Source organism: Streptomyces sp. OZ13 (genome assembly GCF_052068155.1).
Classification (GTDB): Bacteria; Actinomycetota; Actinomycetes; order Streptomycetales; family Streptomycetaceae; genus Streptomyces.
On sequence record NZ_JBQHCZ010000011.1, the window covers coordinates 189908 to 214548 of the forward strand.

General features: G+C 70.9%; 22 protein-coding genes and 2 tRNA genes. 9 read left to right on the top strand and 15 right to left on the bottom strand.

The window, feature by feature from the left end:
- Positions 1 to 297: 297 nt before the first annotated feature.
- Positions 298 to 371, bottom strand: a tRNA-Lys gene (locus tag ACTMTU_RS24095).
- A 195-nt stretch (positions 372 to 566) separates the two neighbouring features.
- Between ACTMTU_RS24095 and ACTMTU_RS24100 the strand changes: the two genes are divergently transcribed.
- The 4 genes from ACTMTU_RS24100 to ACTMTU_RS24115 all read left to right on the top strand — a co-directional run bounded on the left by ACTMTU_RS24100 (position 567) and on the right by ACTMTU_RS24115 (position 4572).
- A complete protein-coding gene (locus tag ACTMTU_RS24100; protein WP_441265561.1) occupies positions 567 to 1850 on the top strand; it encodes a peptidoglycan-binding protein in 1284 nt (427 codons plus the stop codon).
- Between the two features lie 69 nt (positions 1851 to 1919).
- Positions 1920 to 3305, top strand: a complete 1386-nt coding sequence (locus tag ACTMTU_RS24105) for an SPFH domain-containing protein (RefSeq protein ID WP_441265562.1) — start codon at positions 1920 to 1922, stop codon at positions 3303 to 3305.
- A 121-nt stretch (positions 3306 to 3426) separates the two neighbouring features.
- Complete coding sequence (locus ACTMTU_RS24110; RefSeq protein ID WP_189467560.1) at positions 3427 to 4014, top strand: lytic polysaccharide monooxygenase auxiliary activity family 9 protein; 588 nt, start codon at positions 3427 to 3429, stop codon at positions 4012 to 4014.
- A gap of 162 nt (positions 4015 to 4176) precedes the next feature.
- Positions 4177 to 4572: a hypothetical protein gene (locus ACTMTU_RS24115; RefSeq protein ID WP_441265563.1), complete on the top strand. Its 396-nt coding sequence runs from the start codon at positions 4177 to 4179 to the stop codon at positions 4570 to 4572.
- A gap of 110 nt (positions 4573 to 4682) precedes the next feature.
- On the opposite strand, the gene ACTMTU_RS24120 is transcribed toward ACTMTU_RS24115, so the two are convergent.
- The 6 genes from ACTMTU_RS24120 to ehuB all read right to left on the bottom strand — a co-directional run bounded on the left by ACTMTU_RS24120 (position 4683) and on the right by ehuB (position 8782).
- A tRNA-Lys gene (locus tag ACTMTU_RS24120) sits at positions 4683 to 4756 on the bottom strand.
- 93 nt (positions 4757 to 4849) lie between these two features.
- Entirely contained in the window at positions 4850 to 5608 is a 759-nt protein-coding gene (locus tag ACTMTU_RS24125; protein WP_159691728.1) for an IclR family transcriptional regulator, read from the bottom strand.
- A 166-nt stretch (positions 5609 to 5774) separates the two neighbouring features.
- The gene (gene ehuA / locus ACTMTU_RS24130) at positions 5775 to 6539 is read right to left on the bottom strand and encodes an ectoine/hydroxyectoine ABC transporter ATP-binding protein EhuA (protein WP_441265564.1); all 765 of its coding nucleotides are present in this window, start codon (positions 6537 to 6539) and stop codon (positions 5775 to 5777) included.
- Positions 6529 to 7179, bottom strand: a complete 651-nt coding sequence (ehuD, locus tag ACTMTU_RS24135; RefSeq protein WP_441265565.1) for an ectoine/hydroxyectoine ABC transporter permease subunit EhuD — start codon at positions 7177 to 7179, stop codon at positions 6529 to 6531. The genes ehuA and ehuD overlap by 11 nt, the downstream gene beginning before the upstream one ends.
- Positions 7176 to 7931 (bottom strand): ectoine/hydroxyectoine ABC transporter permease subunit EhuC, encoded by a 756-nt coding sequence (gene ehuC / locus ACTMTU_RS24140; protein WP_441265566.1) that lies wholly within the window; start codon positions 7929 to 7931, stop codon positions 7176 to 7178. The genes ehuD and ehuC overlap by 4 nt, the downstream gene beginning before the upstream one ends.
- Positions 7928 to 8782, bottom strand: a complete 855-nt coding sequence (gene ehuB / locus ACTMTU_RS24145) for an ectoine/hydroxyectoine ABC transporter substrate-binding protein EhuB (protein WP_441265567.1) — start codon at positions 8780 to 8782, stop codon at positions 7928 to 7930. Before ehuB ends, ehuC begins: the two co-directional genes overlap by 4 nt.
- 69 nt (positions 8783 to 8851) lie before the next feature.
- Here ehuB and ACTMTU_RS24150 point away from each other — a divergent pair, with 69 nt between their 5' ends.
- Positions 8852 to 9352 (top strand): DUF3830 family protein, encoded by a 501-nt coding sequence (locus ACTMTU_RS24150; RefSeq protein ID WP_441265568.1) that lies wholly within the window; start codon positions 8852 to 8854, stop codon positions 9350 to 9352.
- A gap of 3 nt (positions 9353 to 9355) precedes the next feature.
- Here ACTMTU_RS24150 and ACTMTU_RS24155 read toward each other — a convergent pair whose 3' ends face one another.
- Together ACTMTU_RS24155 and ACTMTU_RS24160 are read right to left on the bottom strand one after the other, a co-directional pair.
- A complete protein-coding gene (locus ACTMTU_RS24155) occupies positions 9356 to 10741 on the bottom strand; it encodes an amidase (RefSeq protein WP_441265569.1) in 1386 nt (461 codons plus the stop codon).
- Positions 10722 to 11684 carry a D-2-hydroxyacid dehydrogenase gene (locus ACTMTU_RS24160; RefSeq protein ID WP_441265570.1) on the bottom strand — a complete coding sequence of 321 codons (963 nt, stop codon included), beginning with the start codon at positions 11682 to 11684 and terminating at the stop codon, positions 10722 to 10724. Before ACTMTU_RS24160 ends, ACTMTU_RS24155 begins: the two co-directional genes overlap by 20 nt.
- Positions 11685 to 11779: 95 nt before the next feature.
- On the opposite strand from ACTMTU_RS24160, the gene ACTMTU_RS24165 reads away from it, so the two are divergent.
- Together ACTMTU_RS24165 and ACTMTU_RS24170 are read left to right on the top strand one after the other, a co-directional pair.
- Positions 11780 to 12577, top strand: coding sequence for a maleate cis-trans isomerase family protein (locus ACTMTU_RS24165; RefSeq protein WP_441265571.1), 798 nt, complete (start codon positions 11780 to 11782; stop codon positions 12575 to 12577).
- Complete coding sequence (locus tag ACTMTU_RS24170; RefSeq protein ID WP_441265572.1) at positions 12574 to 13293, top strand: maleate cis-trans isomerase family protein; 720 nt, start codon at positions 12574 to 12576, stop codon at positions 13291 to 13293. The genes ACTMTU_RS24165 and ACTMTU_RS24170 overlap by 4 nt, the downstream gene beginning before the upstream one ends.
- A gap of 81 nt (positions 13294 to 13374) precedes the next feature.
- On the opposite strand, the gene ACTMTU_RS24175 is transcribed toward ACTMTU_RS24170, so the two are convergent.
- The 6 genes from ACTMTU_RS24175 to ACTMTU_RS24200 all read right to left on the bottom strand — a co-directional run bounded on the left by ACTMTU_RS24175 (position 13375) and on the right by ACTMTU_RS24200 (position 20656).
- Entirely contained in the window at positions 13375 to 14355 is a 981-nt protein-coding gene (locus ACTMTU_RS24175) for a hydroxyacid dehydrogenase (protein ID WP_441265608.1), read from the bottom strand.
- A gap of 44 nt (positions 14356 to 14399) precedes the next feature.
- Positions 14400 to 15269 (bottom strand): carbohydrate ABC transporter permease, encoded by an 870-nt coding sequence (locus ACTMTU_RS24180; protein WP_441265573.1) that lies wholly within the window; start codon positions 15267 to 15269, stop codon positions 14400 to 14402.
- 2 nt (positions 15270 to 15271) lie between these two features.
- Entirely contained in the window at positions 15272 to 16171 is a 900-nt protein-coding gene (locus ACTMTU_RS24185) for a carbohydrate ABC transporter permease (RefSeq protein WP_441265574.1), read from the bottom strand.
- A 66-nt stretch (positions 16172 to 16237) separates the two neighbouring features.
- Positions 16238 to 17569 (bottom strand): ABC transporter substrate-binding protein, encoded by a 1332-nt coding sequence (locus ACTMTU_RS24190; protein ID WP_441265575.1) that lies wholly within the window; start codon positions 17567 to 17569, stop codon positions 16238 to 16240.
- 218 nt (positions 17570 to 17787) lie between these two features.
- Complete coding sequence (locus tag ACTMTU_RS24195) at positions 17788 to 19560, bottom strand: glycoside hydrolase family 35 protein (protein ID WP_441265576.1); 1773 nt, start codon at positions 19558 to 19560, stop codon at positions 17788 to 17790.
- A gap of 37 nt (positions 19561 to 19597) precedes the next feature.
- A complete protein-coding gene (locus tag ACTMTU_RS24200) occupies positions 19598 to 20656 on the bottom strand; it encodes a substrate-binding domain-containing protein (RefSeq protein WP_441265577.1) in 1059 nt (352 codons plus the stop codon).
- 200 nt (positions 20657 to 20856) lie between these two features.
- Between ACTMTU_RS24200 and ACTMTU_RS24205 the strand changes: the two genes are divergently transcribed.
- Together ACTMTU_RS24205 and ACTMTU_RS24210 are read left to right on the top strand one after the other, a co-directional pair.
- Positions 20857 to 23301, top strand: a complete 2445-nt coding sequence (locus tag ACTMTU_RS24205) for a polysaccharide lyase 8 family protein (protein WP_441265578.1) — start codon at positions 20857 to 20859, stop codon at positions 23299 to 23301.
- A 104-nt stretch (positions 23302 to 23405) separates the two neighbouring features.
- Entirely contained in the window at positions 23406 to 24515 is a 1110-nt protein-coding gene (locus ACTMTU_RS24210; RefSeq protein ID WP_441265579.1) for an LLM class flavin-dependent oxidoreductase, read from the top strand.
- Positions 24516 to 24641: the final 126 nt, after the last annotated feature.

Genomic DNA, 24641 nt, shown 5'->3' on the forward strand with positions numbered 1-24641 from the left:
GACGGGGCCCCCGCCCCTTGCTCCGCGCACCGGAAGCGGCCCCCGAAACCGCACCCAACTGCCCAAACCGGGCGTCCAATTGGGGTGACCGGCTCCACCATAGGTTCTCGGAGCCCCGTCATGATCGCAAGGGTGAAACGGGCCGTTAACCGATCGTATGCGCGATTTGACACCCTCTCGGGCCGGAGGTTTCCGACCGGTAGGCATTGGCCGGAAATGATCGTACGCACGGCCATGAGGGCGTCGGCGGTACGACCGAGGCCCCCTCGCCTGTGGCGAGGGGGCCTCGGTCGCGCGTGCGCCGCCAGGGACTCGAACCCCGGACCCGCTGATTAAGAGTCAGCTGCTCTAACCAACTGAGCTAGCGGCGCCTGCTGACCTGGAGAACTCTACCGGAACTCCGAGGGTGCTCCGTGCCGACACCGGCGTCGCGAGGGCGCGCCACGGCCTGTCGAATCATCGTTTTTAACCTTTGATCCGTCAAAATGCATTATGTCCAGGCCGCTGGGACACTGGCGCCCGTGAAGCATCGTCAGAAGATCTTGCTGAGTGCGGAGGGGACAGACATGGCTGCCGTACCGGTCTTCGAGGAGTTCGAGCCCGCCGCGGACTGCGACTGCGCGGGCTGCGCGCACCGCCGCCGCACGCTCGCCGCCGGGGAACACCTCTCGGCACAGGGCCGCCGCAGGGCGCTGGTCGTGGTCACCGCCGCCGGGGTCGTCCTGGGAGCCACGGGAACGGGGGCGACGGCGAAGAACGCCTCGCCCGCCGCCGTGCGATCCGGGGAGCGGACCGTGGACCCGGGGCCGCCCACCGAGCAGGGCGGCACCGCGCCGCTGCACGGCCCCGCCGGCCGGCCCGCCACCACGAAGGCGCCGCTGCGCGCCAGCACCCGCGCGGAGATCATCAACCGCGCCAAGAAATGGGTCGACGCCAAGGTGCCGTACAGCATGTCGAAGTACTGGTCCGACGGGTATCGCCAGGACTGCTCCGGCTATGTGTCGATGGCCTGGAACCTGGCGAAGAACGAGTGGACCGGAAGCCTCGCCCAGTTCGGCGACCGGATCATGCGCGACGATCTCCAGGCCGGGGACATCCTGCTCTTCCACAATCCCGCCGACCCGTCGGGCGGCTCGCACGTCACGATCTTCGGCGGCTGGACCGACTACACGCACAGCTACTACACGGCGTACGAGCAGACCAAGCCGCACACCCGCAAACAGGCCACGCCGATGGCCTACTGGAACAACTCCGCCTCCTACGTCGCCTACCGCTACAAGGGCCTCGGCACCGGCGCCGGCGGGGGGCAGCGGGACGCCGTTCCCTTCCCGGGCGTCTCCCGCGTCGGACCCGGCACGGACAACGCGTCCGTCACGCGCCTCGGCGAGATGCTCGTGGCGCGCGGCGGCAAGCGGTTCTACCGCGAGGGGCCCGATCCGCGCTGGACGGAGGCCGACCGGCGGGCGACCCAGGCGTTCCAGCGCGCCCAGGGCTGGCGCGGCAAGGAGGCGGACGGCTATCCGGGGCCGCACACCTGGCGGCTGCTGGTGAACAAGCAGGGCAAGCACATCCCCGCGGCGAAGCCGGCGACGAACGGTCCGAACGCCGGCAAGCCGGCCTTCCCCGGGCGCGCCCACTTCCGGCCCGGCCGCTCCAGCGCGTACGTCACCCAACTCGGCAAGCGCCTGGTCGAGCGCGGTTACGGCAAGCACTACACGTCCGGACCGGACCCGCGCTGGCGCGAGGCGGACCGCCGCAACGTCCAGGCGTTCCAGCGCGCCCAGGGCTGGCGGGGCAAGGAGGCGGACGGCTATCCGGGGCCGGAGACCTGGAGGCGTCTCTTCTCCTAGGACCCGGTCCCACGGCACCGGACACGAGCACACCCGACGACACAACAGCGACCAGCTAAGGCGGCAGGCATGAACACCACGACGTCGGAGCCGGAGGGCACCGTGCCGTCCGAGAGCCCGCGGCGCAACTTCGTCATCGCGAGCGAGACCACGACCGAGATCCCCGTCCACCTGCTGTTCAGGGACGACGCGGCCCCGCTGCGGCCCACCGTCGTCTCCCGGCGGCAGGGCACGGGCGAGCAGCCGAGGGTAGGGCACGAGCCGCCCGCCACGCCCGAGGGCGCCCGGCCCGACACCGAGCCGGGCACCCTCGACCTGCAGAAGACGGATCTGCGGAAGACGGATCTGCGGAAGACGGACGCCCGGAAGGCCGATACGGACCAGGCCGATCCGACCGAGCGCGGCCCCCACGAGCACCCGGACGGGCCCGATCCGCGCCGGCCGGGCCAGGACGGGTCCCGACCCCGGAAGCCGGAACGGCAGAAGCCCGGACCGCAGCAGCCAGGATCGCGGAAGTCCGCCGCCGCGGCCCGGCCCGCGCCGTCCGTCGATCCGCAGCTCGCCGAGCGCCCCGGACCCGTACTGCCGGGGTGGACGGCGCTCGTCGCGGGCGGCTGCTCGCTGGCCGGGATCGGTGCGGTGATCTGGGGGACGGGTGCGGTGCCGGACGCGCTCGCGACGCCGTTCGGGCTGACCCCGCCGCCGTACGGGGGCATCGGGATCTGGTTGTGGTGCCTGCTCACGCTCGGGGTGATCCTTGCGCTGTTCTCGCTCGGCGGACTCGGGCGGGGCGAGGTCGGCCGGGCGTGGGTGCTCACGCTCTGCGGCGACTACCGCGGCAGCGTGCGGCGTACCGGGCTGGTGTGGGTCAGCCCGCTGGTGCTGCGCCGGCGGATCGACGTACGGCTGCGGCACTGGCGCAGCGAGCCGATGGCCGTCGTCGATGCCGAGGGAACGCCGCTGCGTGTGGTGGTGCTGGTGGTGTGGCGGGTCAAGGACACGGCGCGCGCCGCGCTCGGCGTCGCCGACCACGAGGCGTATCTGCGGGAACAGGTGGAGGCGGCCACCGCACGGGTCTTCTCGCAACTGCCCGCCGACGCCTTCCTCCCGGCGGTGCCGACGCTGCGCAACGCGGAGGCGGTCGGGGACAGGCTGACGAAGATGCTGGTGGCACAGTGTGCGGCGGTGGGGATCGAGGTCTTCTCCGCGCAGCCGGTGGCCATCGACTACGCGCCGGAGGTGGCGGCGGCGATGCAGCGCCGCCGCGTCGCGGCCATCGACGCCAAGCACCGGAACACCGTGCTGACTTCGGTGGTGGACGCGGTCGAGGAGACGGTGGGCCGGCTGACGGCGCGTGGACTGGTCGATCTGGACGACTACGAGCGCAAGGCACTGGTCAAGGATCTGACCGTTGCCTTCTACACGGGTCGGGCGGGTGCCGTCGAGGCCCCGTGATTGGTCTGGACAACTCCAACGGGCGTCAATACATTGGAACTTGGTCTAGACCGGAACAAGCGATACCGCACGCGTGCAGCAAGTGCCTCGGAACTCCCCCACGTTCTATCAGGAGCCAAGCATGCGAAAGAAGATAGGCGCGGCCGCGGTCGGCCTCGTCGTGACGGGTGCGACTCTGCTCGCCACCGGCAGCGCGAGCAGCCACGGCTACACCGACTCACCGATCAGCCGGCAGAAGCTCTGCGCCAACAAGACGGTGAGCAACTGCGGCCAGATCCAGTGGGAGCCGCAGAGCGTCGAGGGCCCGAAGGGCTTCCCGGCCGCGGGTCCGGCCGACGGCAAGATCTGTGCGGGCGGCAACGGCCAGTTCGCCGAACTGGACAACCCGCGCGGCGGGGCGTGGCCCACCACCAAGGTCAGTTCGGGCCAGAACTACACCTTCCGCTGGCAGTTCACCGCCAGGCACCGCACCACCGACTTCAAGTACTTCATCACCAAGGCCGGCTGGAACCCGAGCCAGCCGCTGACCAGGGCCGCGTTGGAGTCGCAGCCCTTCCTGACCATCCCCTACGGCGGTCAGCAGCCGCCGGCCACCCTGTCCCACTCCGGCAACCTTCCCCAGCGGTCGGGCCGCCATCTGATCCTGGCGGTGTGGACGGTGCACGACACGGCGAACGCCTTCTACGCCTGCTCCGACGTGCAGTTCTGACCGCAGGCCGGTCACACCGCGGCGACCCCTTCCGCCGGGGGTCGCCGCGGTCGTGTGCCCGTTGTGCCCCGTGATGGTCATGGAAAGCGGGTGCACCTGGCAGGATCATCGGATGACCGTGAATCGATCCCTCCTCCGCCGTCCGGAGGGCCGCCCACAGCCATGCTGATCGATCTGGAGAAAACCGAACAGCTCCCCGGCGGACTGTGCCTCGCTCACGCACGCACCCCCATCGGACCGGTCGTCGCCCGCTGGTGCGGTGACCCCGCCGCGCTGCCCGGCCGGTACGACGCCGAGTGGACGGTCGACGAGGACGTGGCCTGGCTGGCCAACACGCATCCCGCCCCCGAGCAGTCCTACCGGATCGGCCCGCTGTCGGACGGTCTGCTGCTGCGCGGCCGGCTCGACGAGGTCGCCCGTGCCGCCGCCGTCCTGGACCTGGCGGGGACCTTGATCCTCCTGGACCTGGCCGGCCCGCTGCCGGACGGGGCCCTCGGGACATGGATCGACATCCACGCGGAGCGGGAGAAGGTGGCCCTCTATCCGTACGAGCTGTGAGGAGGGCCACATCGACGCAAGAAGCCGGCGCGGAACGGCCGAGGCGCACCTCGCACGGAAAACCCTGTGGGGCATCCCGGATCACCGGAATGCCCCACAGGGTTTGGTTGTGCGCCGCCAGGGACTCGAACCCCGGACCCGCTGATTAAGAGTCAGCTGCTCTAACCAACTGAGCTAGCGGCGCCTCTTTCGTCTGCCGCTCCGCGGCTGACTCATTAATAGTACCTGGTCCGAAGGGGTGCTCCGGACCAGGTACGAGGCGGCGCCGCGGACGGCTCTAGATCGCGAGCGAGAGCACCACCGGGGCCGCCCGGCGGTTCAGGGTGTCGGCGGCCGAGCGCAGCCGGTGCGCGTGCTCGACCGGGAGGGAGAGCGCCAGACAGCCCACGGAGGAGCCGGCCGTCAGCGGTACGGCGGCGCAGACGGTGCCCACCGCGTATTCCTGGAGGTCCAGGACGGGGACCGTCGGCGGCTGGCTGTCCAGCTTGGAGAAGAGCAGCCGCTCGCTGGTGATCGTGCGCGACGTGAGGCGGGCGATCTTGTGCCGGGAGAGATGGTCGCGGCGACCGTTCACGTCGAGCTGGGTCAGCAGGCACTTGCCGACCGCGCTGGCGTGGGCGGCGGAGCGGAAGTCCACCCATTCGTTCACCTTGGGCGTGCCCGGGCCGTCGGCGAACTGGGTGATCTTGACCTCGCCGTCGATGTAACGGCTGATGTAGACGGCGGCTCCGACCGAGTCGCGCAGCTCGGTCAGGGTGTCCTGGAGCTTGGCCGCCAGCGCCTCCTTGCGGGTGGCGCCGGAGCCCAGCAGGACCAGCGATTCACCGATCACATAGGCGCCGTCGGCGACCTGCTCCACATACGCCTCGCGGCGGAGCATGGCCAGCAGCGGGGCGAGGTGGCCGGTCGGCAGGCCGGTCTCCCGTGCGATCTGGACGTCGGTGACTCCGCCACTGTGCTTGGAGATCGTCTCCAGGACGCGCAAGACGTATTGCACCGAGTGGAACGGCGCGGTCGGCTCGGGCTTCAGCGCCACGGTTTCCCCCTAGCAGGTTGTTACCGCAAGCTTCCCTACCACGATAGCGGCCAAGACCCGTTCATTGGGCGTCTGTTGGCGTAAATGATGAGGCGCCCCGCGTCACACGCTGGGGCGCATCACCATGGCATATGTCAGAGGCATTCCTGACCGACGGAGTAAGAGGTCAGAGCACCGCACCGAGGAATTCGCGAGTACGTTCGTGCTCCGGATCCGAGAAGATTTTTTCCGGCGGACCGGACTCGATCACCTTGCCGGCGTCGAACATGAGCACGTCGTCGGAGATGTCACGGGCGAAATTCATCTCATGGGTCACACAGAGCATCGTGATGTCCGTGGTGCGCGCGATGTCGCGCAGCAGGTCCAGCACGCCGGCGACCAGCTCGGGGTCGAGCGCCGAGGTGACCTCGTCGAGCAGCAGAACCTGCGGCCGCATGGCCAGCGCCCGGGCGATCGCCACCCGCTGCTGCTGGCCGCCGGAGAGCTGCGTCGGCTTCGCGTCGCAGCGGTCGGCCAGCCCCACCAGGTCGAGGAGCTCCTTGGCGCGCACCTCGGCCTCGTCCCTGGAGAGACCCAGAACCCGGACCGGGGCCTCCGTCAGGTTCCGCAGCACGGTCATGTTGGGGAACAGGTTGAACTGCTGGAAGACCATGCCGATCTTCTTGCGCGCCTCGCGGCGCTCCTTCTCGGGGGCCGGGTAGAGCCGGTTGCCGTTCACCTGGATCGTGCCCTCGTCGGGCCTCTCCAGAGTCATCAGCAGCCGCAGGATCGTGGTCTTGCCCGAGCCGGACGGACCGATCAGCGTGACGTGCTTGCCCGGTCGGACCGAGAAGCAGAGGTCGTCGAGAACCGTGTTGTCGCCGAATCTCTTGGTGACGTTGTCGAACCGGATCAGGGTGTCGGGCGTGGTGCCGGTGAGGTCAGCGGACAAGGCGGCGCTCCAGGGCTCGTACGAGAAGTGAAGCCGGATAGGCGATGAGGACGAAGGCGATGCCGATCAGGGTCAGCGGCTCGGTGTACTGGAACGTCGACGCGCTCTCCAGCCGCGACTGCTGGAGCAGCTCCAGCACGCCGATGGCGGCGAGCAGCGGAGTGTCCTTGAGCATCGCGATGACGTAGTTGCCGAGCGCAGGCGTGATCCGGCGCACGGCCTGCGGCAGGACGACCGCGATCCAGGTGCGGTGGGCGGGCAGGCTCAGTGCCGTCGCCGCCTCCCACTGCCCGGGCGGCACGGCTTCGATGCCGGCGCGGTAGACCTGCGCGGTGTACGTCGAGTAGTGCAGCCCGATCGCGATCGTGCCCGTGGTCAGGGCGGAGAACTGCACGCCCCACTCCGGCAGCACGAAGTAGAGGAAGAACAGCTGCACCAGCAGCGGGGTGGTGCGGATGAACTCGGTGACGAGGTTCACCGGCCACCGGACGAAACGCGTCGGCGCCCTGAACGCGATCGCCCAGACGAGGCCGAGGGTGAAAGAGATCAACGAGCCGAGCACCAGGACCTGCAGCGTGATCAGCACGCCGTCCCAGAAGCGCGGCATGAAGTCCGCGATCGCGGACCAGTCCCAGGTCACTTCGAAGCACCCCCCGCCACCGCGGTACCGGCGAGCTTGTCCTCGGCGCGCTCACTGCCCGGGCCCTTGGCGAACAGGCCGCCGAGCAGACCGGGCGGCGACTCGATGCCGATGTTCCGTTTGGTCCTGCGCTCCAGCGCCTTCATGGAACGCGTCAGGGCGAAGGCGAGCACGAAGTAGATGACCAGGCTGATCGTGTAGATCTGCGCACTCTCCTGGGTGGCCAGCCGCACCAGGTAGGCGGCGAAGGAGACGTCGCCCACACCCAGCAGCGACACCAGGGCCGTGCCCTTGAGCAGCTCGATCAGCAGGTTGCAGAACGACGGCATCATCTCCGGCACCGCCTGCGGCAGCAGGATCAGCCGCAGCCGCTGCCACGGCGTGAAGCTCAGCGCGATGCCCGCCTCGCGCTGCGCGACGGCCACCGAGTTCAGGGCGCCCCGCACGATCTCGGCGCCGTACGCGCCGTACGACAGGCCGAGTGCCAACACGGCGGCCCACATGGGGACGAGCTGCCGGCCCATCAGCGGGGGCACCACGAAGAACAGCCAGAACATCAGCACCAGCGCGGAGGTGCCCCGGAAGATCTCGGTGTAGAAGCCCGCCAGGAAGCGGACGGTCCGTGAGCGGTGGGTGCGTGCCGTGCCGACGGCGAAGGCGACGACGGCCGCCAGCGCCGCGCTGTAGACCAGCAGTTGAACGGTGATCCAGATACCGGGCAGCACCCAGTTCTGCCAGAGTCCGGCTGTCATCGGCACAGCTCCTCGGCAGTGAGCGTGGTCATCTCGTTCTTCGTGAAGCCGAACGGCTTCAGGATGCGGAAGAGCTCGCCGCTCTTCTTCATCTTGTGGATCTCGACGTTGAAGGCGTCACGCAGTTCGGTGTCCGTCGGCCGGAACGCGAACCCGCCGCCGTCGATCTGCTTCTCGCCGTCGATGACGGCCGCGAACGGCTCGGTCGCCTCCGCCTTGGAGCTCTTCTTCACCACCTCGCGGGCGGTCAGTGCCGTGCCCGCGAAGACGTCCACACGTCCGGACTCGACGGCGTTCAGCCCGGCCACCTGGTCCTGGAGGATGACGATGTCCTTCTCCGGAATGCCCGCGGCGACCGCGTAGGCGATCTCGGCGTAGCCCGTTCCGGTGGAGAATTTCGCCTTTGTCCTCACCACGTCCTCGTAGGTGCGCAGGTTCTTCGGGTTGCCCTTGCGCACGATGAACGAGTCGAGCATCTGGTACTCGGGGTCGGCGAAGATGACCTGCGCGCACCGCTCCTTGTTGATGTACATCCCCGCGGAGACCACATCGAACTGCTGCGAGTTCAGCCCGGGTATGAGGGAGGCGAAGTCGGTCGCGACCGGCTGGACACTGTCTATCCCGAGCCGCTGGAAGATGACCCGGGCCAGCTCAGGGGCCTCGCCCGTGAACTCGCCCTGTTCATCGACATAGCCGTACGGCACCTCGCCCGCGATGCCGAGGCGCACGGTGCCCTGGGACTTCAGCCGGGCCAGCGCGTCGCCTGAAGGCACACGACTGCACCCCGCCGCACCGGCGACGGTCAGCGCGCCGGCGGCCGCCGTGCCGAGCAACAGGGCGCGTCTGCTCATCGATCCTGGTTGTCTTGTACGAGCCATGGGCGCGCGGCTACCCGGGCGCTCGTCGGGTATGCGTACGTAATGGCCGACCGATACCTGACCGTTGCCTTGAGCAAGCGAGGCGTGGAGTGCACCGCCCGCCTGCTCTTCGACAAAGCCCCGCTGACCTGCGCGGCGGTGTGGGAGGCGCTGCCGCTCGCCGGAGATGTCTACCACGCGAAATATGCGCGCAATGAGATCTATGCGCTGCTGCCGGCCTTCGCCGCGCAGGAGCCACCGCTGGAGAACCCGACGGTCACCCCCATCCCGGGTGATCTGTGCTATTTCACCTTCACGGACGTGCAGTTGGGCACGGACTCCTACGGCTACGGGGCCACCGCCGCGCACCGCGGGCGGGCGACGGTCGTGGACCTCGCGCTGTTCTACGAGCGCAACAACCTGCTGCTGAACGGGGACACCGGGTGGGTGCCGGGCATCGTCTGGGGCGAGGTCGTGGATGGGCTCGACGTGATGGCCGACGCGTGCCAGGACCTGTGGCGGACGGGGGCGGCGGGGGAGACGCTGTCCTTCCGGCGGGCGTAGCGGTCACAGTCCCGGTACGCCCGACTCGTACAGCGTGTGCGCCGCGCGCAGCACCACCGCGTCCGCGTGCCGTGGTCCGACCAGTTGGACGCCGATCGGTAGGCCCGCGTCGTCCGTGCCGCACGGCACCGACGCCGCGGGCTGCTGCGTCAGGTTGAAGGGGTAGGTGAACGGGGTCCACCCCGTCCAGCGGTGGTGCGGTGAGCCCGCGGGGACCTCCGCGCCCGCCTCGAACGCCGTGATCGGCAGCGTCGGCGTGACCAGCAGGTCGTACGACGTGTGGAAGCGGCCCATCCGCCGGCCCAGCGCCATCCGTTTGTCGACCGCCGCCAGATAGTCGAGCGCGCTGTACTCCGCCCCGGCCGCGACGATCTCCCGGAGGCCGGGGTCGAGCAATTCGCGCTGCTTCGTGCCCAGGTGCTGCACCAACCGGGCCGCGCCGCTGAACCACAGGGTGTGGAAAGCCTCGACGGGGTCGGTGAAGTCGGGGTCGGTCTCCTCCACGTACGCGCCGGCCTCCGCCAGCGCGCCCACGGCCCGCCGTACCGCCGCCGCGACGGCGGGCCGTACCGCGACCTGGCCGCCGAACGACGGTGAGTACGCGATCCGCAGGCCCTTGACGCCCTCGGCGAGGCCCGCGGCCACCGAGGAGGAGGGGCCCAGGTGGGACCAGTCCCGCCAGTCCTCGCCGGTGATCACGTCGAGCATCAGCGCCGCGTCCGCCGCGTCCCGTGTCAGCGGCCCGACGTGGGCCAGCGTCCCGAAGGGGCTCGACGGATACATCGGCACCCGCCCGTACGTCGGTTTGAGCCCGAAGACGCCGCAGAAGGAGGCCGGGATACGGACCGAGCCGCCGCCGTCCGTCCCGAGCGACAGCGCGCCCGCGCCCAGTGCCACGGCCGCCGCGCTCCCGCCGCTGGAGCCGCCCGCGGTGCGCGACGGGTCCGCGGGGTTGCGGGTCACCCCGTGCCGGGGAGAATCGGTGACGCCCTTCCAGCCGAACTCGGGGGTCGTCGTCTTGCCGAGGAACACCGCGCTGTGGGCGCGCAGCCTGGCGACCGACGGCGCGTCCTCGTCCCAGGGGCCGTCGCCGCCGATGGTCCATGAGCCGCGCAGTGTGGGGCCGCCGCGCTGCAGGAGGATGTCCTTCACCGTGACGGGCACCCCGTCCAGCAGCCCTTCCGGCTCACCGCGGTGCCATCGCCGGGCTGACGCCTCCGCCTGGGCCATGGCCTCCTCCGCGTCGACCCGGACGAAGGCGTTGACCCGTGGTTCCGTCTCTTCGATCCGTTCCAGTGCCGCGCGGGTCGCCTCGACGGGGGAGAAGTCGCCCTTTCGGTAGCCGGCCAGCAGTCGACGTGCGGTGAGGTCAGTCAGGCGAGTCGTCATGCATGGGGACGTACCCACGTTTCTTGTCCACCACGTTCGGAAGGGGCTTTCCGGCGGACCACAGCTCGTACATGTCGACGAACTGTTCCCCGAGCCGGTCGCGCCAGCCGACCGTGTCTCCGCTCATGTGCGGCGAGACGATCAGGCCCGGCGTGTCCCACAGCGGACTGTCGGGCAGGAGCGGCTCCTGCTCGAAGACGTCGAGGGCGGCTCCGGCGATCCACCGCTTGTCGAGCGCGGCGACGAGGTCGCTCTCGACCACCAGCGGTCCGCGTCCGACGTTCACGAAGCGCGCGGAGGGCTGCATCAGGTCGAAGCGCCGGGCGTCGAACATGCCCCGGGTGTCGTCGGTGAGGGGCGCCGCGCACACCACCCAGTCCGCCCGGGCCAGCAGCGGATCGAGGTCGCGGACGCCGTGGATGCCGTCGCGAGGCGTCCGGCCGACGACGGCGGTGCGGATCCCGAGCGCCCTGAGCGTGCGGGAGATGGCCCGGCCGATGGGTCCCGCCCCGACCACCGCCGCCCGTGTCCCGGCCACCGACAGGCCCTCGCGGTGGCGCCAGCGCCGCTGCCGCTGGAGGTCGAGGGTGCCGGGCAGGTCCTTGGCCATCGCCAGGACCAGGGCGGCCACGTATTCGGCGATGGGCGCCTCGAAGATTCCGCGGGCGTTGGTCACGACGGTGTCGGATTCGGCCAGTTCCGGGCAGAGCAGCCGGTCCACTCCGGCGCTCGGGGTGTGCACCCAGCGCGGTCTCGGGCCCTCGCCCGGCCAGGCCCGGCGGACCGCGTCGGAGGTGAAGTCCCACACCAACAATGCGTCCGCGGAAGGCAGTTGGTCAGCGAGAGTCTCCTCGTCCGCGTAGGCCACACGGACCTTTCCGGTCAGCCGGCCGAGCCGCGGCAACGGGTCGGCGGCCAGTACGAGAAGTTTCGGTTCGGACATCGGGCGGAAACCGCTTCCTCACGTCTGACATGTACGGATTGACCACGCTCGCACCCGAACCTACCGTCGTCAACAAGACACCAAGGGGGCCTGCGATGGATGTCTCCTTTCTGGGTGGACCGCAGCCGCAGCACGGCGTGGGTGTGGTCGCCCCGTTCGACTTCGCGCTCGACCGTGAGCTGTGGCGCTGGGTCCCCGACGACGTCTCGCTGCGTCTGACGCGCACCCCTTTCGTGCCCGTGGGGGTCTCCCTCGACCTGGCCCGTCTGGTGAGCGAGCACGAGACGCTGCGTGAGGCCGTACGGGCGCTCGGCGCGTCCGAGCCCGAGGTCATCGCGTACGCCTGCGCCTCGGGCAGTTTTGTGGGGGGCCTCGCCGGGGAACGCGCCATGTGCGAGGTGATGAACGCGGCGGGCGAGGTGCCCTCCCTCACCACCTCCGGGGCGCTGCTCCAAGCGCTGGAGGAGCTCGGCGCCTGTCGGATAGCCCTGGTCACGCCCTATACGGAATCGGTCACCCGCTCACTGGAGGCCTATCTGGGAGAAGCTGGAGTGACGGTGACGGGCTGCGCCTTTCTGGGCCTGACCCGCCACATCTGGAAGGTGCCGTACCGGGCGGTGGTCGACATGGCGAGAACGGCGGTGGTCGGTGCGGCCGACGCGCTGTTCATCAGCTGCACCAACCTGGCGACGTACGACACGATCCCGCAGCTGGAGGCCGAACTGAGGATGCCGGTGCTGTCCGCCAACCAGGTGACGATGTGGGCCGCGCTGCGTGCCATCGGCTCCCGGGCCGTCGGCCCCTACCAGGCACTTCTCATGGAGCCGGAGGCACTCGCAGGGACGCTGCCGGACGGGCAGCCGGAGCCCGAAGAACAGGAAGGCTGGACATGACGACGGTCGGACTTCTCTACCCGGGACACTCCGCGGAGGACGACTACCCACGGCTCGAGGTCCTGCTGGACAGCGACATCAGGCTGCCCATCATCCACACCGACATCGGAGAGGACGCGCACCGCGTCGACGCGCTGCTGAAGATGGGCTCGCCGGAGCGGCTCGCCGCCGGTGTGGAGGCGCTGCGGCTGGAGGGGGCCGAGTCGGTGGTGTGGGCGTGCACCAGCGGAAGCTTCGTCCTCGGGTGGGAAGGCGCCCACGAGCAGGTCCGCGAGCTCGCCAAGGCGGCGGGGATGCCCGCGTCCAGCACCTCGTTCGGCTTCGTGAACGCCGTGCGGCACCTGGGTACGCCGCGGGTCGCGATCGCCGCCACCTATCCGGCGGACGTCACCGAGTACTTCGCGGCGTTTCTCGAGAAGTCCGGCGCCGTGGTCGTCTCGGGCCGGGACGCCGGCATCCTGACGGCCGAGGAGGTCGGCACCTGGGACCGTGAGCAGGTCCTCGACCTCGCCCGTTCGGCCGACCATCCCAACGCGGACGTGGTGCTGATGCCCGACACGGCCCTGCACACCGTCGCCCACCTGGCCGACCTGGAGGAGGCGCTGGGCAAGCCGGTGCTCACCGCGAACCAGGTGACCGTGTGGGAGGGACTGCGGCTGGCGGACCGGCGTGCCTGGGGCGACAAGCTGGGCCGGCTCTTCGCCCGCCCCGACTGAGCGCCCGACCCTTGCCGGGACGGCCGGCCGGCGTTCCCCGGAGGAACTGCCGGCCGGCCGTCGTGCGGGCCGCCCCGCCGGTCACGCGGACCGGGCAAGTGCTTCCGGGTGGACCGGATCGGCGAACGGCAGACCGCGCCCGTACCGCTCCAGCTCGTCCAGCGCCGCGTGCGTCATACGGCCCAGCTCGTTGCCGAGTGAGCCGGCCACATGGGGCGTGAGCAGCACGTTCGGCAGGTCGTACAGCGGGGAGTCGGCCGGCAGGACCTCCGGGTCCGTCACGTCGAGGACGGCGTTCAGCCGGCCGGAGACCAGCTCGTCGGTCAGGGCGGCGGTGTCCACGAGCGAGCCCCGCGCCGTGTTCACGACCGTGGCCCCGTCCGGCAGCGCCGCGAGCCGGGCACGGTCGAACAGGTGGCGGGTCTCCGGCAGCTCCGGGGCGTGCAGGGTCACCACGTCGCTGCGGCGGGCGAGGGTGTCCAGATCCACCGGGAGGGCGCCGAGCCGCTGCGCCTCCTCAGCCGGGAGGTACGGGTCGTGCAGCAGGATCCGCAGGTCGTACGGACGCAGCAGTTCGACCACCCGCCGCCCGATCCGGGAAGCGCCGACCACCCCGACCGTACGGCCGTAGTTGCCGTCGGAGCCGATGACGTCGATGGGGCTCACCCAGCGGCGCTGTTCCCGGTACACGCGCGCCGTGTGCAGCACCCGCTTCCCGGCGAAGAGGACCGCGGCGACCGTGTACTCGGCGACCGGCAGGGCGTTGGCCTGCGCCGCGGAGGCGACCGTGATGCCCCGCTGCCAGCAGGCGTCGGTGATGTGGTGCTTCACGGACCCGGCCGCGTGCACGACCGTACGGAGCCGTGGCATCCGCTCGAGTGCCCCGGCGGTCAGCGGCGGGCAGCCCCAGCCGGTGAAGAGGGCCTCCGCCTCCGCGAGCCGGCCCGCGACCGCCGGGTCGGCGAAGTCGTCTACCACGCACGACGGGTCGGTGTCCGCGACGGCGAGAAGCCGGGCGAGTGCCGCGTCGTCGAACAGGGCCCGGTGGACCGGCAGGTCCATCGCGAGGACGGTACGGGGACGGCGGTACGGGTGGTGCTCGGACGTCACTTGACGGCTCCCGCGGTCAGGCCGGAGCGCCAGTAGCGCTGGAGCGCGACGAAGGCGGCGGCGAGCGGCACGATGGACAGCAGCGAGCCGGTGATGACGAACGCGTAGAACTGCGGCTCCTGCGCGAGGGTGGCGTTCCAGTTGAACAGGCCGAGGCCCACCGGATAGAGCGCGGAGTCGTTCAGCATGACCAGCGGCAGGAAGAAGTTGTTCCAGCTGCCGGTGAACGAGAAGAGGAAGATCGTCATGAACGCGGGCGACAGCATCGGCAGTGCCACGGAGCGGAACGTGCGCAGCTCTCCCGCGCCGTCGATCCGGGCGGCCTCCAGGGTCTCGCCGGGGACGTAACTCTCCGCGAAGACCCTCGCGAGATACACGCCGAACGGATTGACCAGGCCGGGGACGAGCACGGCCCAGTAGGTGTTCACCAGGCCGATCTCCGAGGCCATCAGGTACATGGGCAGCGAGATCACCGTGTGCGGGACGAGGATGCCCAGCAGCACCAGGCCGTACAGCTTCTCCTTGCCCCGGAAGGCGTACTTGTCGAAGGCATAGCCCGCGAGGACCGAGATCAGGGTCGAGGCGAGAGCGCCGGCGACCGAGTACAGCATGCTGTTCGCGAGCCAGCGGCCGAAGATCCCGTCCTGGTACGCGAAGAGATCGGCGACGTTGGAGAAGAGGTTGAACTCGGCGAGCCGGAAACCCGGCCGGCCGAACAGGTCGCCGTTGTTCTTGGTGGCGTTGACCAGCAGCCAGCTGAGCGGCATGAGGGTGTACAGGGCGACGAGGGCGAGCAGCGTGTTGACGACGGTGCGCGACGCCCAGGTGCTGGTCGAGGCGGCCGGGGAGGTGCTCGGGGCGGACATGCTCACGCCTCCTTCCAGCGGTTGCCGAGCCGTGTGATGACGAACGAGAGCGCGGCGCCGAGCAGCGCCAGCATCAGTGAGGCGGCGGCGGCGAGGCCGTAGTCGTGTTCGGTGAAGGCGGCCTGGTAGATGAACATCACCGGGCTCCAGTCCTGGGATATCGAGGACGCCCGGGTGCGCAGCACCTCCGGCTCGTTGAAGAGCTGGATCGCGCCGACGGCGGTGAACAGCATGGTGAGCACCACGGAGGACCGGATCATCGGGAGCTTCACGGACCAGCCGGTCCGCAGCTCGCCCGCGCCGTCCACGGTGGCCGCTTCCAGGGTCTCCCTCGGCACCGCCTGAAGGGCCGCGTAGAAGATCACCATGTTGTAGCCGATCCACTGCCACGCGGCGGCGTTGACGAGCGAGAAGATCACCGCGTCCGGCCCCAGGAAGTCCCAGTCGGCCCCCAAGGAGGAGAGGAGGTCGATGACCGGGCTGAGTCCTGGCGTGTAGAGGAAGCCCCAGATGATCGCCGCGATCAGGCCGGGTACGGCGTGCGGCAGGAAGTAGGCGAGCTGGAAGAACTTCTTCGCCCGGGCCATCGCCGAGTCCACCAGCAGGGCGAGGACGAGCGCGCCGCCCACCATGACCGGGATGTAGATCAGGCAGTACAGGGCCACATGCAGGAAGCCGCGGCGGAAACCGGGGTCGCCGAAGGCGCGCAGATAGTTGTCGACGCCGACGAAGAGGGTCTGCGTGCCGCCGAACCCCAGGCCCGAGGTGGCCTGTTCACGGAAGAGGCTCATCCACACCGCGTAGCCGACGGGGGCGACGAGGGTGGCGAGGAAGAGGAGGAAGAAGGGGGCGATGAAGAGCACCGGTGTGCTGCGCCGCCCGATGCCGGGCCGGGGTGTCATCGGCGGTAACTCCTTGGGACGATCGGCTCGTCGGGCCGGGCGGGAGAGCCCGGCCCGACGCGGGGACTACTTCGCGAGCTTCAGGCCCCGGTCCGTGATCGCCTTCTCCGCCGCCGCCTGTCCGGCCCGGAACGCGGCCCAGAACTCGCCGCTCTTCTGCGCCTTGCCGAACTCGGCCTGCATGGTCATGGTCGTGGAGTTGTGCACGGGGCTCCAGCTCCAGCCCGCGGCGATGGCCGGCACCTGCTCGCCCGCGACCGCGTAGATGTCCTGGCCGCCGAAGAAGGAGGCGTCGAACGTCGATTTCGCTGTGGCGCGCAGCTTCTCCGCGGCGGGCAGGGCGCTGGACGTCCCGGCGGCGAGACGGGCCTTGACCGCCTCCTCGTCGGTGGTCGCCCACTTGATGAACTCCGCCGCGGCGGCGGCCTTCTTGCTGTCCTTGGTGATGGCGAAGGCGGAACCGCCGACGGCGCCGGTCACCGGCTCGCCCCAGTGGGGGAGCGGGGCCTCGGCCCACTTGCCCTGCTGCTTCGGGTACGTCGTCTTGATCGATCCGGCGCTCCAGGACGCGCCGATCAGGGCGATCGCCCTGCTGTCGGTGACGGCCTTGGTCGCCTCGGGGCTCCACGCCTTGTGGTTGAGCACGAGGTCCTGCTTGACCAGGTCCTTCCAGTAGTCGGCGACCTTCTTGGTGGCCGGGTCGGTGATGTCCACCTTCCAGGCGTCGCCACTGGAGCCGTACCACCGGGCCCCCGCCTGCTGGGCGAGGCCGGCCCAGGTGGCGGTGTCGTCGCCCCAGAAGTCGAGGAGGCGGGCCTCGCCCTTGGAGGCGGTCTTCACCTTCTCGGCTGCCGCCTTGAACTCGTCCCACGTCGTGGGGACCTCGATGCCGTACTGCTCGAACAGGTCGGTCCGGTAGTAGAGCGTCTGGGGGCCCACGTCGTAGGGAGAGGCCCAGGTCCTGCCGCCGAGTTCGACCAGGTCGCGGACGGCCTCGGGGGCGTAGCTCTCGACGGAGTCGCCGAGCTCGGCGGAGGAGTCGCGGAGCAGGCCCTGCGTGACGAGGTCCGGGACGGCCTGGTACTCGACGTTGACGACGTCGGGCGCGTTGCCCGCCTTCACCGCCTTGGAGATCTTGTCGTAGCCGCCGTTCAGCCCCGCGGGGATCTCCGCGAAGGTGACCTTGATGCCGGGGTGGCTCTTGTTGAACGCCGCGGCCATGTCCTTGGTGCCGGGCATCCAGGACCAGTAGGTGATCTCGACGGGCTTTCCGGCGGTGCCGGTGCCGGCGTCCGCCTGGTCCCCGCCGCCGTTGCCCCCGCACGCCGTGGCGAGGACCGCGAGGGACACGACGGCTGCCGCGAGGGCTATGGAGGACGTACGGGAAGTGGTGTGCATGAGCGCTGCTCCTACGGGAGGCCTGGGGGCTCGTCCGGCCCTGACCCGCCGGACAGCCCCGAGGGGGCGGCGAGTTGCTGCACATCTTTCGGCCAGCTTCGAACAGAGTCAATAGCAAATGAACAAACGAGCAAAAACGATCGCGACTTCGATCCCTTGTGTTCGGTCGCTCAGCTCGGCCCGGCCGCCGCAGCCCGCCTCGCCGCCGCGGACCCGCCTCAGCCGAGCTCGGGCGCCTCGCGCAGCTCCACCACCGGACGGCGGTCCCGGGGCAGCGGCCCGTCCAGCTCCAGGACGGCGATCTCGTTGCGGCCCCGCCGCAGCAGCGGCCACGGCACATGGAGCGTCCGCTGCGGGCCCCGCTCCCAGTAGCGCCCCAGGCAGAAGCCGTTGACCCAGACGTAGCCCTTGCGCATGGCGGGCAGCGCCACATGGCTGTCGGCCGGCTCCGAGACGTCCAGGAACCCCCGGTGGAAGACCGGCCCGGGGCCGGAGCCCGCCGTACCCCACGGCAGACCGTCGGGCGTGCCGTGGCCGAGCTCCATGGCCCGCGCGGACCAGCCGTGGAGCATCTGCTGGGTGTGCAGCACCCGGGCGACCCCCTTGCGATCACCGAGGGCGGTCCCGTAGTTGACCCGGCCCATCGACTCGACGAGCAGCTCCACCCGTGCGTGCCGCCCGGCCACGGCGATGCCGGGCAGCGACTCGACCGCGTCCCGTTCCAGCACACCGGCCTCCGCGCCGTCCACGAAGACGTGCGCACGGTCGGCGAGCCCCTGCACCGAGAGGGGATAGGGGCCGCGCGGGCCCGGTATCCGGCTGCCGTACAGCACCAGACCGTGGCCGATGCCCAGTTCCTCGAACGACGGCGGCTCCGCGGCCCGAACCTCGGGCCCCGCCAGCAGGTCCAGCACGTCGAAGAGGCGTACGGACTCCTCGAGCGCCACCTCGCCGGCCGGCAGCAGCGGCGCCGGCGGCTCGGGAGCGGGAAGCGGCCCGTCCGCGTACCGCTCCAGCACCTTGCGGAACGCCCAGAACTTCTCGGTCGCCGCTCCCCGCTCGTCGACGGGCGCGTCGTAGTCGTACGAGGTCACGGTGGGCCGGTAGCCCGTACCGGCCGCCGGGTCCTCGGTGTTGGCGCCGGCCCAGGTGGAGAAGTTGGTCCCGCCGTGCGCCATGTAGATGTTGACCGAGGCCCCGGCCGCCAGCAGTTCCTCCAGGACGCCCGCGGCATCGGCCGGGTCACGTACGACGTGGTCGGTGCCCCAGTGGTCGAACCAGCCGCACCAGAACTCCATGCACATCGCGGGATCGTCCGGGCGCAGCCGCGCCAGGTCCGCGAGCGCCTCCGCCGGGCGGCTGCCGAAGTTGACCGTGGCCAGGTGCCCGGGGAGGGTGCCGCCGGTCAGGAAGAAGTCGTCGGGGCCGTCGGAGGTGAGCAGCGGCACGTCGATGCCGCGTGACCGCAGCCCGGCCGCCAGGTGCTCCAGGTAGCCCGTGTCCGTGCCGTAGGACCCGTACTCGTTCTCGACCTGCACCATGAGCACGTTCCCGCCGTGGCTGACCTGGTGGGCGGCGACCACGGGGATCAGCCGGTCGAACCAGCGGTCCACATGCGCGAGATACGCCGCGTCCTGGCAGCGCAGCGCGCGTACCTCCGGGTCTGCCAGCAGCCACCAGGGCAGTCCGCCGTTCTCCCACTCGGCGCAGATGTACGGCGAGGGCCGGACGATCGCGTGCAGCCCGGCCTCGCGGGTCGCGTGCAGGAACCGGTCGAGGTCGGCGATCCCGTCGAAGTCGTACACGCCGGGGCGCGGTTCGTGGAGGTTCCACGGCACGTACGTCTCCACGGTGTCGAGGCCCATCGCGCGGAGCATCCGCAGCCGGTGGGGCCACTGCTCGGGCAGCACCCGGAAGTAGTGGAGCGCGCCGGACAGCAGGCGCAGGGGTCGGCCGTCGAGGGAGAAACCCTCGGTGGAAACACGGAACATGAGGGTCTCTCCGTCGGACGTGATGGTTGCCGGTCGATCAGGCGCTGGAAGAGCGGACGTGCAGCTCGGGCAGGATCGCCAGCCGGTGCCTGGCCCTGCCCGGGTCGGCCAGCCGGCGGGCGAGCAGTTCGACGGCCGCCGCCCCGACGGCGTGCTTGGGCGGGGCGATCGCGCTGAGCGGGATGTCGGCGAGGGAGGCGACCTCGTCGTCGTAGGCCACGATGGCGACGTCACCGGGCACGTCGATGCCGCGCGCCCGCAGGCGCTGGAGCACGACGATGGCGTCGTGGTCGTTGTGGATCAGCGCGGCGTCGAGCCGGCCGTCGGTGACCGCCGTGGTGAAGTCCGCCAGCAGCCTCTCCCGTTCGGCCGCCTCGCCGGCCGGCGGCGGCAGCCGGTACGGACCGGCTCCCGGTGCGTCGAGGCCGGCAGCCGCGAGACCGCCGCGGTAGCCCTCCAGCACCGGTTCTCCGTGCGGACTGTCGTCGCGGAGCATCAGGCCGATGCGCCGGCGTCCGGTGCCGGCCAGATGCTGTACGGCGAGCCGCGCCCCGTGGACGTGGTCGGTGACCACGCGCTCGGCGCCGGAGGCGTCGTCGCCGGGGCGGCGCTCCACCAGCACGTGCGGCACGGGCAGTTCGGCGAGCCAGGGCTGGGCGACGGCGAAGCTGCACGGCGTGATCAGCAGCCCGTCGATGCCGTCGGCGAGCATCTGGCGCGCCTGCGCCCGTTCCTCGTCGGAGCTGTACTGGGAGATGCCGAGGACCAGCCGTACGCCGTGCTCCGCGGCCGCCTCGCGGGCGCCCTTGATGACCTCGGGGTAGTAGTAGTCGGCGGCCGGGACGATCAGCCCGAAGACCGGCTCCTCGCCGCGGGGGCGGGGCCGCGACTCACCGCCCGCCGTCCCGGTGCGGGTCTCCGGCAGGACGGCCCCTCCGTGCACCCGGGCGACGAGGCCGCGTTCGGCGAGGGCCTCCACGTCCCGGCGGACCGTGACCGGCGAGACCTGCAACTCCTCGGCGAACTCGGTGACGCGCAGCGATCCGTGCTCGCGCAGCCTGCGGAGTATCGCCTGATGCCTCTCTTCGGCGTGCATCTGCTCGGGTTCCCCTTCCCTCGGGCTGAGCTGCAGTGTAGCCGCCCTCTGATCGACTGTGCACGTTTCTGCTCGAACAATCAATTCGAGCAGAGAATGCGCGATTCATTGACTCGTTGTTCGGGCCTGTGAGAGAAACCGCTCACCCCGAGCGTGGGCCCGAGGCCCACGACGCCCCCTGGCTCCGGAGGTTCCTCCGCATGTCCTCCACCGTCCCCGCCGCCTTCCTGTCCCGCCGCGCCGTGCTGCGCGCCGCCTCGGTCGCCGCCCTGGCCGCCGCCGCGGCCGGCCCGCTCACCACGGCCGCGGCACCGCCCGCGCACGCCGCCGACGCCTACGACGCGCTCCGCCTCACCTGGCACGATCTGATCCTCGGCACCGGTTACAGCCCCACGGCGGAACCGTACGCCTCCAAACTCGCCGCCCTCGGCCGCACGGCCGCCGCCCTCCGCTCGACGATGGCCCCCGCGAACGGCTCGCTCTGGCCCGAACTGCCGTACGCCGACCCGGAGCCGGACACCGACGCCGAGTCGTACACCTACTCCGGCAACCTCGGCATCAGCTTCAACCGGCTGCGCACCCTGGCCGAGGCCCACAGCAGGCCCGGCACCGGCCTGACCGGGGACGCCGGCCTGCTCGCCGACATCCTCACCGGCCTCGACCACCTGCACGACGAGGCGTACCACGCAGGCGGCGTCCGTTACGGCAACTGGTACAACTGGCAGATCGGCATCCCGCAGGCGCTGCTCGACATCGACGTCCTGCTCCACGACCACCTGGGCGCCGCCCGGCTCGCCGACCACTGCGCGGCCGTCGACCGTTTCGTCCCGGACAGCGTCGTGGCCCAGTACACCGGCACCTCCACCGGGGCCAACCGTGTCGACCTGTGTCGCGTCCTCGCCCTGCGCGGGGTGATCGGCAAGAACTCCGCCAAGCTCGCCCTCGCACGAGACGCGCTCTCGCCGGTCTTCCCTTACGTCACCTCGGGCGACGGCCTCCACGCCGACGGCAGCTTCATCCAGCACACCTACGTCCCCTACGCGGGGTCGTACGGCGCCGTCATGCTCGGCGGCCTCTCCCTCATGTTCGCCCTCCTCCAGGGCTCCGCCTGGGAGATCACCGACGCCGGCCGGCAGATCGTCCTCGACTCGGTGGAGAAGGCGTACGCGCCCTTCCTCTTCAACGGGCTCGCCATGGACGGCGTCTCGGGGCGCGCCGTCAGCCGGGGCGTGCAGAAGTCGGACACCACCGGGCTCCACCAGGACGACCACCAGCGCGGCCATTCGATCATGGCCTGCATCGCGCTGCTCGCCCGCAGTGCCTCCGCCGCGGAGAAGGCCCGCTGGGACTCGATGGTCAAGGGCTGGATCGACCGCGATTACTACCGCCCGGTCCTGACCAGCCAGGCGCTCGGGGTGGCTCAGCTGTCCCGGCTGAAGGCCGTCGCCGACGGCCCGGCGCTGCCGGGCCCGGAGCCGGTCGGCCACCGTCTCTTCCCGGCGATGGACCGGGCGGTGCACCGCCGCCCCGGCTGGGCCGCCGCGCTCTCCATGGCCTCCCAGCGGATCACCTACTACGAGAACGGCAACGGCGAGAACCTCCGCGCCTGGCACAGCGGCTCCGGAATGCTCTACTGGTGGGGCGACTCCTTCGCCAACGGCCAGTATTCGGACGACTTCTGGCCCACGGTCGACCCCTACCGGCTGCCGGGCACCACCGCCTCCCGCAAGACGCTGGCGGACGGCGAGGGAGGCACCTGGGGGGCGGCCCGCCCCGACGCCCGCTGGGTCGGCGGCGCGAGCGACGGGACGTACGCGGCGGTCGGCCAGTACCTCAAGGGGCTGTCCTCCACGCTCCTCGCCAAGAAGTCCTGGTTCTTCCTCGACGACGCGGTCGTCTGCCTCGGCGCGGGCATCCACGGCCGGGACGGCACGGGCGTCGAGTCCGTCGTCGAGAACCGCAACCTCGGCGCGGACGGCGTGCACGGCTTCACCGTCGACGGCACGCCCCGGCCCACCGCGCCCGGCTGGAGCGCCACCCTGACGGGGGCCCGCTGGGCCCATCTCGCGGGCCACGCCGGCTACGTCTTCCCGGGCGGCGCCACCGTGAAGGCCCTGCGCCAGGCCCGCACCGGCGCCTGGTCGGACATCAACAAGGGCGCTGTGACCGACCCGGTCACCCGCCGCTATCTGACGCTGTGGTTCGACCACGGCACCGACCCGACGTGGGCGACGTACGCGTACGTCCTGATGCCGGGCGCGAGCGAGGCGCAGACCGCCGCACGGGCAGCCGACACGGAGTGGCTCACCGTCCTCGCGAACACCGCCGACCATCAGGGGGTGCACGTCCCCAAGGTCGGCCTCACCGGCGTGAACTTCTGGTTCGGCGGCACGGTCGGGGCGCTGACCGCGAGCGCGCCGGCCTCCGTGATGATCCGCGAGAGCGGGGCCGGCACCGCGACGGTGTGTGTCTCCGGACCGTTGCGGGACGGCGCCACGATCGACCTGACATGGGACCGCCGCGTCTCCTCCGTGACCTCCCAGGACAGCTCCGTGCGGGTGCTCGCCACCGGCCCGTCCCTGAAGCTGCGGATCACGCCCGGCACGCTGGGCGCCGTGCACAGGGCGGTGGTCCGCACGGCCTGAGCGGGGCGCCGCCGGCCCGGGCCTCCGGACGTGCGGGGAATAACCGGAGTCGCCCTCCTGTTGGCTGTCGAGGCTACGTACGACAGACGCAGGAGGGCTCAGCGGTGAACGCAGACGCAGTGGACGAGATCCGAGGCACGGCGGCCGGGACCGCCCCCGTACCCCTGTCCGTGCTCGACCTCGTCACCGTCGGCAGCGGGCGCACCGCCACCGACGCGCTGCGCACCAGCGTGGACCTGGCACGGCTCGCGGAGAGCCGCGGCTACCACCGGCACTGGGTCGCGGAGCACCACTCCATGCCCGGTGTCGCGTCCTCGTCCCCGGCCGTGATCCTCGCCCACCTCGCCGCCCACACCGAGCGCATCCGCCTCGGCTCCGGCGGCGTGATGCTGCCCAACCACGCGCCGCTCGTCATCGCCGAGCAGTTCGGCACGCTGGAGGCGCTCGCCCCGGGCCGGATCGACCTCGGTCTCGGCCGGGCCCCCGGCACCGACGGCGCGACGGCGGCGGCCCTGCGCCGCACCGACCGGCTGAACGAGGGGGCGGACGACTTCCCGCAGCAGCTCGCGGAGCTGACCCGCTTCCTGGACGACGACTTCCCCGACGGGCACCCGTACGCCCGCATCCACGCCGTCCCCGGCCCCGTGCAGGCGACCGCGCCCGGCGGTGTCCAGTCGCCGGCCCGCCCGCCGCTGTGGCTGCTAGGTTCCTCCGGTTTCAGCGCACGGCTCGCCGGTGTGCTCGGGCTCCCGTTCGCCTTCGCGCACCACTTCTCCGCGCAGAACACCGTCCCGGCGCTGGACCTCTACCGCGAGTCCTTCCGGCCGTCCGCGGTGCTCGACGCCCCGTACGCCCTGATCGGCGTCTCCGCGCTCGCCTCCGACGACGAGAAGGAGGCCCGCCGGCAGGTCCTCACCGGCGCGCTGTCCATGGTGCGGCTGCGCACCGGCCGTCCGGGGCTGATCCCGACGCCGGAGGAGGCGGAGGAGTACGACTTCGGCCCGATGGAGCGCGAAGTGGCCGAGAGCTGGCTGCGCAACGTGGTGCACGGCACGCCGGACGCCGTCCGTGCCGGACTCGACGACCTCCAGAAGCGCACCGGCGCCGACGAGTTGATGATCACGGCCAACGCGCACGGCGGCGAGGCCCGACTGCGCAGCTACGAACTCATCGCCGACGCGTACGGACTTCCGGCCGCGCCGGTTCCTTCCTGAGCCGTTCGGCAGTGGCTCATTAACGAGGGCTTAAACCGCTCGTCACCCAGGGTGGCGGGCGGTTTTTCGCAACGGGTGCAGGCCTCTGACAAGTTGCTTCTGGCTCAAATTGGTCTAGTCCTCATT